The following is a 16,189-nucleotide window of genomic DNA, read 5'->3' on the forward strand; positions in this document are numbered from 1 at the left end:
GCCCACTCAACCACTGCGTCTTGCTCGACAATCCAAAAATAATTGAGAGGCTAGGACTTTTGTCCCAGCCTCTTTTTATTCTGCTTTATTGATGTCTTCTTTGACCTCATCAACATTGAATTTGGCAAAGAGGTACTGACGGTCTTGAACTGGGAAACGTTGATCCAGCTGATCGATGGCTCCCACCTCTACAATCCCTTCTGTGATGACAAAATCCATGACATGGCCACCAAAGGTGTGGTCATCTGAAATAAAGTGCAAATGATAACCAGCCACGCTCACGCCATGGAAAATTTCTGGTGTCCAAAAACCGACGATGGTTCCAGTGACATTTTCCCGTGTATACTCTGGCTGATGGGTTGCAACCTCTGCAAACTTCATCTCTGGTGTTGATTTTGGAATCATACGGACATGCATCTTGGCAAAGTCACCACGAATCTTAATGGAGCGGAAAAGATTTTCCCCATCGTAATAAGATTCAATACGGGCTTCCAATTCCTCGTCCGTCATTTCAAAGCGTTGGCGGAAAATGACTTCTGCTTGGTGAGGGACGACTGCTGCATAGGGAACCTTGGCATCCGGAGAAACTTCGACTATTTCAGGATGGTCCCCTGATCCCTTGGCCTGATATGCCTTACCATCTAATACGATCAACTCTCCATCAATAGAATCAAGCGTCCCAACTCCTAGATCTCCGTATTCCAAGAGTTCTCCAATCGTAAATGAACCCCCGTACAGACCCGCCATTAGGGCACCTAAGGTATTGTATTGAAAAAGTTTCACTGGTTCCATGTTTTTCTCTCCTCATTCTATCTTCTACCAGTATACCACAAACTATTCCGAATCTTCACGATATGGTTTTGATTAGAGGCTATCATAGAGGGTTTGCATCTGCACATCGTCTGGTACGATCGCCAAATACTGATTAGCCACTTCACGCGCCTTCGTCACATCTCCAGCCTCACGCAACAAATAAACATAGGCTTCGAGGAACTCTGGGTTGTCCTTTAAATCCTCATAGAGCTCTTGGTAGGCTGAGACGGCCTCTTCTGTTTTCTCCAAGGCAGCCAAGGCACGGGCAATGTTCCAACGGGTGACAACTGTTTCGACTTCTTCATTTTGCCAAGCCAAGACTTGGTCAAAGCGTTCCTGTTCCAAATAAAGGGTGGTCAGGCGAAGAGCAATCTCTTCGAGATCATCTGCCACTTCTTTAGCCTCTAATAGATAAGCTTCTGCCTGTTCAGGCTGGTGAAGTTCATAAGAAAGCTGAGAAGCAAGAAGCTTCAATTGGGCATCAAAGGGATTCTTCTGGATCCCTTGTTTAGCAATCCCAAGCGCTTTTTCACGGTCATTTTCAGCCTGTAAAGCCAAGGCATAACCGTACTCATAGCCCTCAAAATCAGGCGACAAGGTATCAATTTGTTTGTAGTAGATCAGGGCTTTTTGGAATTCTTCTTGGTCAGACAATAAGGTCGCTAATTCGTAAGCAATCTGGTCATCAAACTCAATCTCCAGAGCCTTCTCTAAGAAAGGAACAGCTGCTTCAAACTTACCAAGATTGGCATAGGCAAAACCAATCCGTTGATAGGTGGAAATACCTGTCGCTTCCAAAATCTCCCGATTGTCCAATTGAGCATACTCTTGGATAGCCTCTTGGTAGCGTTCCAATTCCAGATCAATTTCAGCTAGCCCTAATTGAATGATCGGATCATCAGACAAATGAGCAGCTTCAACTAATTTTTCACGCGCCACATCTGCTAGGCCTTCCATCTGATAGAGATCCGCCTTAACCAAGAGACTGGCCACATACCAGTTAGAGTCTGGCTCAATTTCTTCTAAATAAGCAAAGGCCTCTTCCATTTGTCCTTCCTCTGCAAGGATAGTTGCCAAACTTAGATACACTTCTGGATAGGTTTCTGCAATCTGTTCATAGATCTCCTTTGCCTGAGGGTAAAAACCGATACTTTCAAGATATTGACCTAAATCCAATAATTGTGCTTCACTATCTTCTAACAAAGCCTGTTGAAATTGAACTTCTGCTTCTTCTAGCTCCTGCCGATCGAGAGCCTCTACCATTTGTTGACTATGACTCACTGTGTGTTTCCTCTTCTACTTCATTATGTTCTTCATACAAACCACTGACGACCTTATACCATTCAAAGATAGCTCCAATCACCACCTTAGCAGATGCATAGACTGGAATTCCAAGGAAAACTCCCCAAATTCCAAACATAGATCCTGACGTCAAGAGCACAAACAAAATGGTAATCGGATGGATATTTAACTGGCTTCCCAAAACCAAAGGTGATACAAAACGTCCTTCAATGGTTTGCTCCACTGCAAATACAATCAAGACCTTGATAAACATCTCTGGTCCTGCTACCAAGCCCAATACTAAGGCAGGTAACATGGCTAAGAAACTACCCAAGTATGGGATCAAATTCAAGATTCCCGCAGAGATCCCCAGTGTCACCGCATAGCGCAAGCCAATGATCTTAAAGAAGATGATGAACATAATGGCGACGACAATGGCTACCGTAATTTGCCCTCGAACGTAGTTGGAGAGTTGGGTATTGACATCTGAGAGAACTTGTTCAGCCGATTTACGAATCTTAGTTGGTAAGAAGCGAACAATGTGGCCCTTTAAATTTTTTCCATCTCGAAGAAGATAAAAGACAATAAAAGGCATAATGATCAAGGCAACAATAACTTGCGAAGCCACTCCGATCAAGTTGCTGACCCAATTGACAGCCCGCCCAGAGATCGAACTGGCCCAAGAAGTAATGTTTGCAGACAGTTCCTTAGTGATCTCATCTAACTGGGGTTTGATATCAGAGGAGACGCGATTATCTAGAAAATCATCGATGGTTGCATTGGCCTTTTCCAAATAAGTTGGCAGGTTATGAAAGAAACTCACCACTTGTCGTTGGACGGATGGAATCACTACAGCTAAACCCCAAATTAAAAGCACTGCAATCAAGAAAAAGACTAAGGAAATTGCAAAAATCCGCTTGAGTCCTTTTCTTTCAAGAAAGTCAACAATAGGGTTAAGCAGGTAATAGAGCAAACCAGAAATAATGACAGGCAGCATGACGGCTCCTGCAAACTCAAAAATAGGAATAAAAATAAAGGTGATTTTACTCAAAACCAAAAGGTTCAAGCCCAACAGCAAGGTAACTAAAAATACGGTAATGGCCTTGTTGTCTAAAAACCATCTAAAAAACCAGGACAAACTAAACTGTTTTTCTTTATTATCCACAGAGAACTCCTTTTCATTTCAATCTGTTTCTATTTTAGCATTTTTTGAGCTTGAAGTTACGAAAAAACTAGCAAAATAAGAAAGAAAGGCCCTCGCCTTTTCAACTAGCAATTGCCTTCCAATAGGACCTTTGATATAATAAACCTAACAAATCATACGAGGTGTCCTATGTCTCAAACCATTTATTTCGGTACCTATACCAAAAAAGAATCCAAAGGAATTTACAAGGCACAATTTGACCCTGAAACAGGGACATTGAGCCAACTTGAACTAGTGGCAGCTGAGCCCAATCCAACCTATATCGCTTTTTCTGAAAAAGGCAACCTCTACAGTGTCGGAGCTGAAGAGGGAAAAGGAGGAATCGCAAGTTTTACAGCTGATTTTCAGCCGCTCAATCACGTTGTTGAAGAGGGAGCACCACTCTGCTATGTCTCTGTCGATGACAAGCGTCAACTGATCTATGGAGCCAACTATCACAAAGGCCAAGTTCTCGTATATAAGATAGAGGCAGATGGGCGTTTGTCCTTTGTCGATCAAGACACCCACAAAGGAAGTGGTCCTCATGCCAATCAAGCAAGTCCACATACCCACTATGCAGACCTTACGCCAGATCAGTACTTGATCACGTGTGACCTAGGAACTGATAGTTTGCATGTCTATGATGTCAGTGAGGAAGGAAAACTGACCCTGATCAATCAGTATCAAACAGCTCCAGGGGCAGGACCTCGTCACCTGGTCTTTCATCCTCACTATAAGACTGCCTATCTCATCAATGAATTAAATGCTACGATCGATGTACTCTTTTATGACGGTATGGGTGAATTCGAACACTTCCAAACTGTTTCCACACTTCCATCAGACTACGATGGTCAAAAATGGGCTTCTGCAATCAAGCTCTCAGCTGATGGAAAATTCCTCTATGCATCTAACCGTGCTCATAATTCCATCGCGGTCTTCAAAGTTGTGGCTGATGGTAGCCTAGAACTGATTGAAATTGTTCCAAGTCAAGGGCTCAATCCACGTGATTTCACGCTTAGTCCTGATCAAAACTATTTGATTGCAGCCCATCAAGATTCACCTAATACCACCGTCTTCAAGCGGGATCCTGCTAGCGGAAAATTGACCCTTCTATCCGACGACTTCTATGTTCCAGAGGCCGTTTGTACGGTTTTTCATTAAGTCGTTTTAGTTGTCAAACCTCTAAAAAAATGATTAAATAGATGAGAAAAAGGCGCGAGCCTGACTTCACAACTTATATTTTAGGAGACCCTAACATGAATCCATTGGACTTATTTAACCAAGTGAAAGAAATGATCGAAAAGAAAGATTTCGACGCTGCAAAGAAATTTGTCGATGACAACAAAGACAACCTCGGTGACTACCTTGAACAAGCTAAAGGGCTTGTATCTGGAAATGAAATGGTCAGCGGTGCCTTGGACAAAATCAAAGGCTTGTTCTAATAAGACGATGAGAGTGGGACAGAAATCGGTAATTCGTTAGAATTCGATTTCGTCGTCCCACCTCCGCACAGTTGAGTAGGGCTGTAAAAGCTGATGAAATCAGCGTAGTAGAGCCCACTCAACCACTGCGTCTTGCTCGACAATCCAAAAATAATTGAGAGGCCAGGACTTTTGTCCCAGCCTCATTTTTGTTTACCCCAATCGCAAAAAAAGATCCTTGAGAAGACTCAAGGATCTTTCTAGTCTAGTAAACTAGATTATTTTTTCAAGTTGTAGAATGATTTCAATCCACGGTATTCAGCTACTTCACCAAGTTGATCTTCGATGCGAAGCAATTGGTTGTATTTAGCGATACGGTCTGTACGTGAAAGTGAACCAGTCTTGATTTGTCCTGCGTTTGTTGCAACTGCGATGTCAGCGATTGTTGAATCTTCAGTTTCACCTGAACGGTGTGATACAACGGCAGTGTAACCAGCTTCTTTCGCCATTTCGATAGCATCGAATGTTTCAGTAAGAGTACCAATTTGGTTAACTTTGATAAGGATAGAGTTAGCACATTTTTCTTCGATACCACGTGAAAGGTAGTCAGTGTTTGTTACGAAGAAATCGTCACCAACCAATTGAACTTTACCACCAAGACGTTCAGTAAGAGCTTTCCAACCGTCCCAGTCGTTTTCATCCATACCATCTTCGATAGTGATGATTGGATATTTGTTTACCAATTCTTCAAGGTAGTCGATTTGTTCAGCAGCAGTGCGGACAGCAGCTCCTTCACCTTCGAATTTAGTGTAATCGTAAACTTTGCGTTCTTTATCGTAGAATTCTGATGATGCACAGTCAAATCCGATAAATACGTCTTTACCTGGAACATAACCAGCAGCTTCGATAGCAGCGATGATAGTTTCTACACCATCTTCAGTTCCGTCGAAACGAGGAGCAAATCCACCTTCGTCACCAACGGCTGTTTCAAGACCACGACCTTTAAGGATTTTCTTAAGTGCGTGGAAGATTTCAGCACCCCAACGGAGAGCTTCTTTGAATGTAGGTGCACCAGCAGGTACGATCATGAATTCTTGGAAAGCGATTGGAGCATCTGAGTGAGATCCACCATTGATGATGTTCATCATTGGAGTTGGAAGAACTTTAGTGTTGAATCCACCAAGGTAGCTGTAAAGTGGGATTTCAAGGTAGTCAGCAGCAGCACGAGCTACAGCGATAGACACACCAAGGATTGCGTTTGCTCCCAATTTACCTTTGTTAGGAGTACCGTCAAGAGCGATCATAGCACGGTCGATAGCTTGTTGATCACGTACATCATAGCCGATGATTGCTTCAGCAATAATGTTGTTTACGTTGTCAACAGCCTTTTGAGTTCCAAGACCACCGTAACGAGATTTGTCACCGTCACGAAGTTCAACTGCTTCGTGTTCACCAGTAGAAGCTCCTGATGGAACCATACCACGTCCATGAGCACCTGATTCAGTATATACTTCTACTTCAAGTGTTGGGTTACCGCGTGAGTCTAGGACTTCGCGAGCGTAAACATCAGTAATAATTGACATTTCTTACTCTCCTTATTGAGTTATATTTTTTACTCCTCTATCATATCGTAATTAGGCTATTTTTTCAAGAAAAAACAAGGAAATCTACGAAAATTGAGAAGTTTTTAACAAGAAAACGGTTCCACTATCTTATTTTCTGCCATTTCCCCTCCTTATTTAATTTTTTAGCATTCTTCTACTCTTCTGCTACGCTTTATGCTATACTAAACTTATGACAGATATTAATAAAACGATTTTAGAAAAAGCTGCTGGTCCTACTCGATTCAATCCGGATGAGCAGCGTCGATTTTTGGAGACTTATGAGGAGCGGGTGATTGCTTCATGCACCTTGGAGGAGGCAAGGGACAAGATGTACCTGGAGCAGTATTCGACAATCCTCACTGATATTTCAGATCGCTTTCATCCTGTTTTGGTCAAGATCTCCCCAGCTTTAGATGAAAGCAGCCAGCTACAATATTTGAAAAAAACCAAAGATCTTGGTCTTGTGGCAAGCATCGTTTCGGATGACTGTCGCCATTCCCCCTTTGGTCTCATCATCCATACTGACCACCCATCTGGAATTTCACCAACAGATATGAGTCTCCAGTATCCAAATTTATTTGAAAAGAAAAAAGAGACTGCCAGTCCAGAAAAGAAATCATTTTGGAAACGTCTCTTTAGCTAAAGAAAAACCAATGGAAGGGAACATCTCCTTTCCATTGGTTTTTTAGTTTGCTTTTATTTTTAAAAGGTTCCCAATATTTTGAGCACAGGAAATCAGATTTTTTTCAGCATGAGTGAGTGCATCTGCCACCTCACAAGGACCTGATACAATAGAGAAGGCAGCCTCAATATGATGACTTGGGAATGCTGGCAAATCCTCTGCTAAGGCGCCACAAATAGCAAGCACTGGGGTCTTCTCTGGTGTTCGTTTGGCTATCCCGACAGGAGCTTTTCCAGACAAAGATTGGAGGTCCATCCTACCTTCTCCCACGACGACCAGATCCGCTTTTTGAACCTTACGATCGAAGTCGATTAGATCCAAACTTTTCTCAATTCCTGAGAAAATCTGACCTCCCGCAAAAGCGACCAAGCCTGCTGCCATACCACCTCCAGCTCCGGCGCCAGCCATGGATAAGATTCGGGCATCTGCTAGCTGATAAAATTCCTCCATAGCTTGATCAACTGCTGGAAACAGAAGGGGATTCAATCCCTTTTGCCCGCCATAGATATAGGTTGCTCCTTGACTGCCACAGAGAGGATTGGTGACATCTGTTAAGACTTGGAGCTCGATGTCTTGTAATGCGTTTGGAACCGCACTGGTATCTATTCTAGCCACACGATCGAGTGAAGCACCAACTGGACGAAGCAGATGACCTTGGTCATCATAGAAGGCTACCCCTAGTCCGGCTGCCATTCCAATCCCACCATCATTCGTTGCAGAACCACCAATTCCCACACAGATCGTTTTAACCCCTTGGTCAACCAATTGCAAAATCAGTTCACCAATTCCTCGTGTTTCCAGTTCAAGAGGATTTCGTTTTTCAGCTGGAATGGTGCCTAAACCGACAAGTGAAGCCATCTCAAAAAAAGCCATCTCATCTTTTTGGTAGTAAGACATTGAAACAGGCTGTCCAAATGGTCCGGTTACTTGAGTTTGGTACTCCGTTACATCCAGAACTCCAGCTAGGGTTTCCATGGTGCCTTCGCCTCCATCCCCTATGGGAAGGAGGTCAAAAGTTGCATCTGGTAGAGCCTCTTGAAATCCTTTTTTTAAGGCTTCTGCTACTTGTTTGGCAGATAAGGATTCTTTAAATGAATCCGGTGCTAGTAGGATATGCATGCTGTTTCCTTTCTATGCTGGTCTAGAATTTCAAGAACAAGGCTTAGATCCCTCGTTTCAATACGGTATGGAGCTCGTTCGGCAACGATCGGCTTTGCCATAAAGGCAATCCCGATTCCGGCTGTTTCAATCATGGGAAGATCATTGGCACCATCTCCCATAGCAATCGTCTGACTTCGTGGAATATGATTTTCTCTCGCCCATGTCCGGAGAGAGTCTTTTTTTCTTTCAGGGGTCACAATCTCTCCGAGCACTTTCCCTGTCAGACGGCCATCAAAAGTCTGCAAACGATTAGCACGAACCAGATCAATTCCTAAAGACTTCGCGATAGGATCGATGACTTCATGAAATCCCCCTGAAACAAGGCCAACCTTGTAACCTCTTTGATGCAGTTCCGTGATTAAGATCTTAGCTCCCGGTGTGACGTCCATCTGCTCTACAATTTTCGGAAAAATAGAGGCCTCTAATCCCTTCAATAAAGCGACACGCGCCTGTAAAGATGCTTTAAAATCCAACTCTCCATTCATTGCTTGTGCCGTAATCTCTGCTACTTTTTGTCCCACGCCAGCTTCTTGAGCTAGTAAATCAATTCCTTCTTGTTGGATCAAAGTTCCATCTACATCCATAACGAGGAGACCTGTTACTTCTTTCATCGCTTTCCCTTCTTATTTCTCCCTTACTATACAAAAATAGGGTTTAAATTTCAAGTTTCAATGATCATTTGAAGATAAAAAAAAACGACCTCCTAAAAAGTCGTTTTTTTGTTATTAGAAGCGAATTTGCTCCCGAGTTTTTTCATACGAAGTAACAAAGCGATCGGTCACTCCAGCTTCTACCATCTCCAAAGCATCTGAGATGACTTTGAAGGAAGCCGCATAGTCATATTCTCTTTCGAAAATATAAAGGGACTCATCAAAGGCAGCTTGAACATGATCATCAAATGAACGATAGCGATTTGAATATTGCAACAACTGCTCCGTTAAAGTAGCATTTTGTACAATTCGATAAGTCGCTTCTTCCAATTCATTCATATCATTGGTCAAAATATCTAACAAACGATTGGTTGATTCGATGTTGATTTTATCCCCTTCCAACTCATCCATCAAAGCCTCTGTATTGTTGCTTGCTGTGAAGAATAATTCCAAGAATTCTTGAGGGATTCCTGGCAAGTTTCGCTTGTCCATATAGCGTTTAATGGCATGCAAACGGTTAGCATAGATGTTAACTTTTTGGCGAGCATTGGCATCGTCTTTTTCAACTTTTGAAAGGGAATCACTCAAGCCGATTTGCTCATCTTCGATTTCTTTCAAGCGAGCCTCGATGGCTTCTAATTCTTCTTCTACGATAGAATAGGCCTTTTGTGTTTCAGATGAATCTTTCAAGGCATCTTCTACCACATTTTCTTGTGAAGATAGCTCAGCTTCCAACTCTTTTAACTGTTGGCTGAAAGCTTCATTCAAGACGAATGTTTTACCAAGGCGTTCCACTTCTGCTGCAAGGTTGCTATTGTTATCTTTTGCGTGTTTCAAATAGCCAGGCAGTTGTTTCACTAACTTCTTCACGACTTTTTGTGATTCGATTTCACGAGTAAAGATGTGATACAATGCATCGATTTCCTCTTGAATTTGCTCATTCTCGTAAATAGCATTGTCCAATTCAAGCGCGGATACATTTGCCATATTGTTCTTCAAGGAAGCATGCAACTGTTGGAAACGAGATTCAATATCTGTTTCAGTGAAGTGGTAGCCAGATTCCAAAAGCTTTCGGTAGCCACTTTCCAAATCCTCTAATTGGTCTGGAAGTTTTGACTGAAGATCGGTGACAATTTCTGGCACTCGCTCAACAATTTGTTTTAAGGCCACAATATGATTCTCAGCGGTATCAAGGATTTCAGCTGCTTCAACAGGGTCACCTGAAGAATTCAAGGTGACAAATTGTGAAAACTCAGATTGAATATTTCCAATTTGCTTTTCAATTTCAGGAAGCGCACTGCCATAACGATCTGGATCTGAAGTGACTTCTTTTTGAAGTTCTTCAAACATATCTAAGGCATGAACCACGCGTCCGCTATTTTTTTGTTCTTGCTCTTCAAGATCTGAAAGGGCTTGGCGAATCGCCTTGATATCTTCGTCGATCAACTGGATCTGACTTTCGATATTGTCAATAGCTTGTTTAGCCTTCATGAAACGGAAAGAATTATTGTAGCCTTCCGCCTCAAACAGATTGTTTTCAATATCAGCAAATGAATTTAAGGATAAATCTACCCATTTTTGATTCCATTCACGAAATGCAACTTGACTTTGACCAATCAAATGCATGTTTTTTACGGCCTCAACTTCATCGTTGACCGGAAGGTTATATAACTTTTCTTTTCGTTCTTCCAGTGCTGCCAGTAAGGCCTCGTTTCGTTTTCTCAAAATGACTGCAACCACATATCCTACAATCAAGATAAGGGCGACAATAAAGATGAGAACAATTAGTCCACTAGACATATAAAAACTCCTTCATCGTATTACTTGAACGTAATCCTAGTAATTATACCATAAAATATCCATTAATGGGAAGCGTTCGTTGAATTTTATACATCGAGTGTACTATATTCAGCGTTTTCTTCAATAAATTCCCGACGTGGTTCCACGCGGTCTCCCATCAACATATCAAATATCTTATCTGCTTCCGCAGCATCGTCTACTGATACCCGTGCCATCAAGCGGTGTTCGGGGTTCATGGTTGTTTCCCATAATTGGTGATCATCCATTTCCCCAAGACCTTTGTAGCGTTGGATGGTTGGTTTTGAGCGACCTTCTGAATAGCGTTCCAAAGCTGCAGCTAATTCTGCTTCTTGGTTGGCACCAGGTTGGATATATTCTTTGATCTCACTACCGACTTTGACCCCATAGATTGGTGGTTGCGCAATATAAACATATCCCGCTTCCAAGACTGGTTTCATATAGCGATAGATCAAGGTCAACAGAAGGGTTCGAATATGTGCGCCATCGACATCGGCATCGGTCATGATGACTAATTTTTGATAACGCGCTTTTGTGACATCAAATTCAGCACCAAATCCAGTTCCCATAGCAGTAAATAAACTACGGATCTCTTCATTGGCTAGAATTTTGTCCATACTTGCTTTTTCAACGTTCAAGATTTTACCACGAATTGGTAAAATCGCTTGGAATTCCCGATTTCGACCTGATTTTGCAGATCCTCCGGCTGAATCCCCTTCGACGATAAAGAGTTCTGTTTCTTCTGGATTGTTTGAAGAACAATCTGCCAATTTACCAGGTAGGTTGGAAATCTCAAGTCCTGATTTCTTACGAGTCACTTCACGCGCCCGCTTAGCAGCTACGCGGGCTTTCGCTGCTAAAATCCCTTTTTCGACGATTTTCTTAGCTATTTGTGGATTTTCCAAAAGGAAATCCGAAAAGGCGTCACTAAAGAGTCGATTGGTAATTTTAACAACTTCTGAATTTCCAAGTTTGGTCTTGGTTTGTCCTTCAAACTGTGGATTTGGATGTTTAACTGAGATAACTGCTGTTAAGCCTTCTCGAACATCTTCCCCAGTTAGATTGTCTTCATTTTCTTTTAAGAGTTTATTTTTCTTAGCGTAATCATTGATGACACGAGTGAGAGCTGTACGGAAGCCCTGTTCGTGCGTCCCACCTTCATGAGTATGGATATTATTGGCAAAACTCATGACCGTCTCATGGTAGCCGGTGGTATATTGCATGGCTACTTCAACAGTAATATCATCCATTTCCCCATCTGTGTAGATCGGAGTTTCAAAGATGACATCTTTGTTTTCATTGATGTATTCAACGTAACTAGAAATCCCGCCTTCGTAGTGGTAATGCTTTTCTTGCTCCAGGCCTTCTCGCTTATCCGTCAAGGAGATACGCAAACCACGATTTAGAAAGGCTAATTCTTGAATCCGTTTATTTAATTTTTCAAAATCATACTCGGTGGTTTCCGTGAAGATTTCTGGGTCTGGAATAAAGTGGACGGTTGTCCCTGTCCGATCTGTCTCCCCGATGACTTTCAAATCATCCACAACGTGTCCACGTCGATACTCTTGGTAATGGATACTGCCATTTTTATAGACGCGAACATCGAGGGATGTGGAGAGGGCATTGACAACGGATGACCCTACCCCGTGAAGACCACCAGAAACCTTGTAGCCGCCTCCGCCGAATTTTCCTCCTGCGTGAAGTACGGTAAAGACAGTTTCGACGGCAGGTCGACCTGTCTTTTCTTGGATATCCACTGGGATCCCACGACCATCATCGACAACCGTGATCGAATTATCTGCTTCAATGAAAACTTCAATATGGCTAGCAAAACCAGCTAAGGCTTCGTCAATCGAGTTATCTACGATTTCCCAGACCAGGTGATGAAGACCTTCTTTTGAGGTAGAACCAATATACATTCCCGGACGCATCCGAACGGCTTCTAGTCCTTCCAAGACCTGAATCTGACTGGCATCATATTCTTGTGCTTGATTTTCTTGCTGTTTATCCTCTGTCATAATTTCCCTTTTCTATTCAAATATAAACTGGTGTAAGCGTGGCATGGAATCAAATAAATAGGTCGAAAGCCCTGCAGCCTTCCCAGCTTCTATATCGATCGGACGATCTCCGATGACCAGACCGTCTTGAATGCCATATTTTTCTTTCAAATAAAGCATAGAGGCTGGGTCTGGTTTTCGAGGAAAGCCCTCGTCTGCTGTTACAATCTCCGTAAAGTAGGGTGCAATACCTGTCTGTTCAATAAGGGTCAAAACTTGGCGATCCCGATGAGATACCAAAAAATGGCGTCCTCCATGTGCTTGGATCTCTTCTAGTAACTTTTTTGCTCCCTCAAATAAGACCGGCTCTTGCAAGCCCAAGGCTTCTTTTTTCTTGTATTCCGTACGAAAATTGGAAATATGAGGTGCAAAGGTTTGAATTGCATCCTGTGTTGAGATTTTTAATGCTGCATAAACAGAATCATGATCAGCTTGGATGTGAAAGTCCTTCAATGTCGCTACAAAGGCATTTGTGGACGTTTCGTAATTATCCAATAGCGTCCCACCAAGATCCCATATAAAATCATGATAATTCATAGTCAATATTATACCACAAATGGACAAAAAAAATAAGCTAAAAACCCTCATTTAGGGGGGATTTTAGCCATTTTTTACGGTCATTTCATTTTAAATCAAAGAGAAGTCATTTTCCGACATAGAATGTGATCTTTCACCAGAAAATATGGTGTCCAAAAGAGCTTTGTTAAGCATCTCCAAAGACATCTTGATAGAGCATTCCTTGCCGAAGGCTTTGGGCATCTCCTCCAAATTGCTCTACCAAGGCGTAGGCTAAGGCAAGTGCAGTTGAAGGACCACGACTGGTCAAGAGATTCCCGTCTTTCACCACTGTTTCTTTCTGATAGTACCCATCTTGAATCTCTTCTTCAAAACCATCGTAACAGGTATAGTGTTTATCTTTTAAGAAGCCGGCACGTGCCAAGACAATTGGTGCTGCACAAATCGCAGAAATGATTTTTCCTTTCCTACTTTCTTCTTGGAGAGCTGCAATCAATTCCGGATTATCTCGCAAATTCGCAGCTCCTGGCATCCCACCTGGTAAGAAGATTCCATCATAATCTGACAGGTCTCCATTCCAGAGGCGGTCGACTTCCACTGTGATCTGGTGAGAACCTGTGACCGTTTCTTCCATCCCAACGAGGTCACAGTCGATCCCAGCCCGTCTCAAAACATCGACAATGGTCAAGGCTTCAATTTCTTCAAAACCGTTTGCTAAAATCGTTGCTACTTTTTTCATTTTCATTCCTTCTTTCTATCTATTGCGCCTTTTTAAGGACTATTTTTTTACGGATTAGAGGCCCTTCTTCTGGCTCTTTCTTTTTGCTACTATGATTATATATTGAGAGGACCAGACCAATACCAATCAGATTACTAATAATAGACGATCCTCCTTGTGAGATAAAGGGGAGAGGAATCCCCGTCAAAGGGAGAAGGCCCGTTACCGCTCCGACATTTTCAAAAATATGAAAGACCAGCATCATAATGAATCCGATGGAAATATAGGTATAAAATTGGTTGTTGGACTGGAGGGTGATTTTTAAAATACGGTAAATCAGGGTCACATATAAAATCAACAGCACAAGAGCTCCAACAAAGCCAAAGTCTTCTGCTACTACTGTAAAAATCATATCACTTTCCCTTACGGGAACCAATAAATTAGATACATTAAATCCTTGACCAAAGAGGCCACCACTGGCAATGGCTAGCTGTCCTTGCGCCTGCTGGTAGGTGGTTGTTTGTGCATAGTCAAAAGGATTTAACCAGGCTAAAATACGGTTCATTTGGTAGGTTGGCATCCCTACTTGCTGGTGCAGAAAAGCCCGACCCCCTTCTGATAGAAAGAGAAAGAGAAAGCCTGCTAACCCACCTGCTAGAAGCAAGATGACCGGCAAGATTATTTTCCAAGAAACTCCTGAAACGAGCACTAAGCCCGCAAAGATGGCCAAGAATACTAAGGCCGTTCCCAAGTCCTGCTGGAGGGCCAATAAGGCAAAGACCGGAATTGTATAGATGGTCAACTCTAGAATTAAAAACCAATCTTGTCGTAACAATCGCTCACGCCCCTTATTTCTTTGTAAAAATCGAACAATAGAACGTGACAGCATCAGGATGAAGGGAATCTTCATAAATTCTGAAGGCTGAAATAAGGTGATGTTTCCATAAGCTACCCAGTTTTTTGCACCTGTTGAAGCCACCAAGTTTGGATTATAAAAAACAAGAGGAAGAACCATCAAGGCCAAGCCTAGTAGGTAAAGAAAGGGAGTGATTTTCCAAAGAAATTTCGTACTAAAAATCGTCACAATCAGGCAAATGATACATCCCACACCAATCCAGGCTAATTGCTGCCCCAAAAAAGGCCACACCATTTGGGGATAATCATGAGAAACTGCCACATAAACGGATAAGATCCCTATCATAAGTAGGGTGAAGACAATTCCAATGATCGAATAATCCAGGTGGATCGTCCAAAAATGATTTTTCTTCATTCACATTCCTTTCTGTGAGAATCATCAAATTAATTAATAGAACAACATCTGTAGAATCAAGCTAGATCCTGCCACACAGAACCAAGCAATCAAACCTACCAGAAGGGGGGCTGCTCCTGCCGCACGGAACTGTTTCCAAGAAACCTTGCTTCCGATTCCAACCAAGGCCATGGCCATAAAGAGGTGAGAAAGGTCATTTAGGTAAGGTAGGACCACTTTAGGTACCAGGCCAATAGAAGAAAGAATGGAAGCCACAATAAACCAGATAATAAACCAAGGAATAATTTTCTTTAACATTCCTTTGTTTCTTCCTTGTTGTTTACTCCTATACCATTTTAAACCGATCAAGCCCAAACAAACTGGTACAATCATCAGGGCGCGTGTTAACTTAACAATTGTAGCCATTTGCCCCGCTGCTTTACTGTATGAAAATGCTGCTGCTACAACAGATGACGTATCGTTAATGGCTGTTCCTGACCAGAGGCCAAATTGGAAATTAGACATATGCCATAAATGCCCTAATACTGGAAAGATAAAGACAGCCAAAATGTTGAAGAAGAAGATAGTTGACATAGATAGGGCAATTTCCTCTTCGTCTGCTTCAATGATCGGAGCTGCTGCTGCAATAGCAGATCCACCACAAATAGCTGTACCAAACCCAATTAAGGTCCGTAGATGAGATTTCAGGTGGAAGACTCTCCCAAAAATAATCGCTGCAAGAAAGGCAACGGTTATCGTCGGCAGACTAATCTTTAAAGAAGATAAACCTGTAGAGGCAACTGTCGCAATGGGCAAGCTAAATCCCATGAAGATAATCGAATACTGCAACAATTTCTTACCGGACCAGTTCAAGCCTGGTCGTGAATTCTCCGGCAAATCCACAAATTCATTAAGGACAATTCCTAAAATTAAGGCAAAAACACTGGAGCCAATAATGGGAAAGAAAGTTCCCAACAACATAGCACAAAGTGCCAGTACAAATGCAATTGCAAGTCCAAATCCTTTATTTTTCATT

Annotated in this window: 15 protein-coding genes; 3 read left to right on the forward strand and 12 right to left on the reverse strand. The window is 42.3% G+C overall.

Going from position 1 to position 16,189, the window contains the following annotated elements; translation table 11 throughout:
• Positions 1-75 precede the first annotated feature (75 nt).
• The 3 genes from budA to ACESR9_RS05120 all read right to left on the reverse strand — a co-directional run bounded on the left by budA (position 76) and on the right by ACESR9_RS05120 (position 3,259).
• Positions 76-792, reverse strand: coding sequence for an acetolactate decarboxylase (gene budA / locus ACESR9_RS05110; RefSeq protein ID WP_023918623.1), 717 nt, complete (start codon positions 790-792; stop codon positions 76-78).
• A 72-nt stretch (positions 793-864) separates the two neighbouring features.
• Entirely contained in the window at positions 865-2,094 is a 1,230-nt protein-coding gene (locus tag ACESR9_RS05115) for a tetratricopeptide repeat protein (RefSeq protein WP_023918624.1), read from the reverse strand.
• On the reverse strand, positions 2,084-3,259 hold the full coding sequence (locus ACESR9_RS05120) for an AI-2E family transporter (RefSeq protein WP_070506531.1): 1,176 nt from the start codon (positions 3,257-3,259) through the stop codon (positions 2,084-2,086). Before ACESR9_RS05120 ends, ACESR9_RS05115 begins: the two co-directional genes overlap by 11 nt.
• Positions 3,260-3,427: 168 nt before the next feature.
• Between ACESR9_RS05120 and ACESR9_RS05125 the strand changes: the two genes are divergently transcribed.
• Together ACESR9_RS05125 and ACESR9_RS05130 are read left to right on the forward strand one after the other, a co-directional pair.
• Positions 3,428-4,438, forward strand: coding sequence for a lactonase family protein (locus tag ACESR9_RS05125; protein WP_373105871.1), 1,011 nt, complete (start codon positions 3,428-3,430; stop codon positions 4,436-4,438).
• A 95-nt stretch (positions 4,439-4,533) separates the two neighbouring features.
• The gene (locus ACESR9_RS05130; protein WP_003002861.1) at positions 4,534-4,719 is read left to right on the forward strand and encodes a hypothetical protein; all 186 of its coding nucleotides are present in this window, start codon (positions 4,534-4,536) and stop codon (positions 4,717-4,719) included.
• Positions 4,720-4,976: 257 nt separating this feature from the next.
• Here ACESR9_RS05130 and eno read toward each other — a convergent pair whose 3' ends face one another.
• The gene (gene eno, locus ACESR9_RS05135; protein WP_021153554.1) at positions 4,977-6,281 is read right to left on the reverse strand and encodes a surface-displayed alpha-enolase; all 1,305 of its coding nucleotides are present in this window, start codon (positions 6,279-6,281) and stop codon (positions 4,977-4,979) included.
• A gap of 211 nt (positions 6,282-6,492) precedes the next feature.
• Between eno and ACESR9_RS05140 the strand changes: the two genes are divergently transcribed.
• Positions 6,493-6,945, forward strand: coding sequence for a DUF1694 domain-containing protein (locus ACESR9_RS05140; protein ID WP_070588825.1), 453 nt, complete (start codon positions 6,493-6,495; stop codon positions 6,943-6,945).
• 42 nt (positions 6,946-6,987) lie between these two features.
• Here the strand turns inward: ACESR9_RS05140 and ACESR9_RS05145 are convergent, their stop codons facing one another.
• From ACESR9_RS05145 to ACESR9_RS05180, 8 genes are all read right to left on the reverse strand, one after another.
• Entirely contained in the window at positions 6,988-8,103 is a 1,116-nt protein-coding gene (locus tag ACESR9_RS05145) for a glycerate kinase (RefSeq protein ID WP_373105873.1), read from the reverse strand.
• On the reverse strand, positions 8,088-8,756 hold the full coding sequence (gene serB, locus ACESR9_RS05150) for a phosphoserine phosphatase SerB (protein WP_347112948.1): 669 nt from the start codon (positions 8,754-8,756) through the stop codon (positions 8,088-8,090). The genes ACESR9_RS05145 and serB overlap by 16 nt, the downstream gene beginning before the upstream one ends.
• Before the next feature lie 114 nt (positions 8,757-8,870).
• Positions 8,871-10,595: a septation ring formation regulator EzrA gene (gene ezrA, locus ACESR9_RS05155; protein ID WP_155199801.1), complete on the reverse strand. Its 1,725-nt coding sequence runs from the start codon at positions 10,593-10,595 to the stop codon at positions 8,871-8,873.
• 86 nt (positions 10,596-10,681) lie between these two features.
• The gene (gene gyrB / locus ACESR9_RS05160; RefSeq protein ID WP_031574061.1) at positions 10,682-12,631 is read right to left on the reverse strand and encodes a DNA topoisomerase (ATP-hydrolyzing) subunit B; all 1,950 of its coding nucleotides are present in this window, start codon (positions 12,629-12,631) and stop codon (positions 10,682-10,684) included.
• A gap of 12 nt (positions 12,632-12,643) precedes the next feature.
• On the reverse strand, positions 12,644-13,207 hold the full coding sequence (locus ACESR9_RS05165) for an HAD-IA family hydrolase (protein ID WP_049491087.1): 564 nt from the start codon (positions 13,205-13,207) through the stop codon (positions 12,644-12,646).
• A gap of 166 nt (positions 13,208-13,373) precedes the next feature.
• Complete coding sequence (locus ACESR9_RS05170; protein WP_155199802.1) at positions 13,374-13,925, reverse strand: DJ-1 family glyoxalase III; 552 nt, start codon at positions 13,923-13,925, stop codon at positions 13,374-13,376.
• A gap of 19 nt (positions 13,926-13,944) precedes the next feature.
• Positions 13,945-15,174, reverse strand: a complete 1,230-nt coding sequence (locus tag ACESR9_RS05175) for an FtsW/RodA/SpoVE family cell cycle protein (RefSeq protein WP_155199803.1) — start codon at positions 15,172-15,174, stop codon at positions 13,945-13,947.
• A gap of 33 nt (positions 15,175-15,207) precedes the next feature.
• Positions 15,208-16,188 (reverse strand): YeiH family protein, encoded by a 981-nt coding sequence (locus ACESR9_RS05180; RefSeq protein ID WP_049472428.1) that lies wholly within the window; start codon positions 16,186-16,188, stop codon positions 15,208-15,210.
• Between the last annotated feature and the right edge of the window lies 1 nt (position 16,189).

The sequence above is a fragment of the Streptococcus parasanguinis genome (genome assembly GCF_964238605.1).
Lineage (GTDB): Bacteria > Bacillota > Bacilli > Lactobacillales > Streptococcaceae > Streptococcus > Streptococcus parasanguinis_AJ.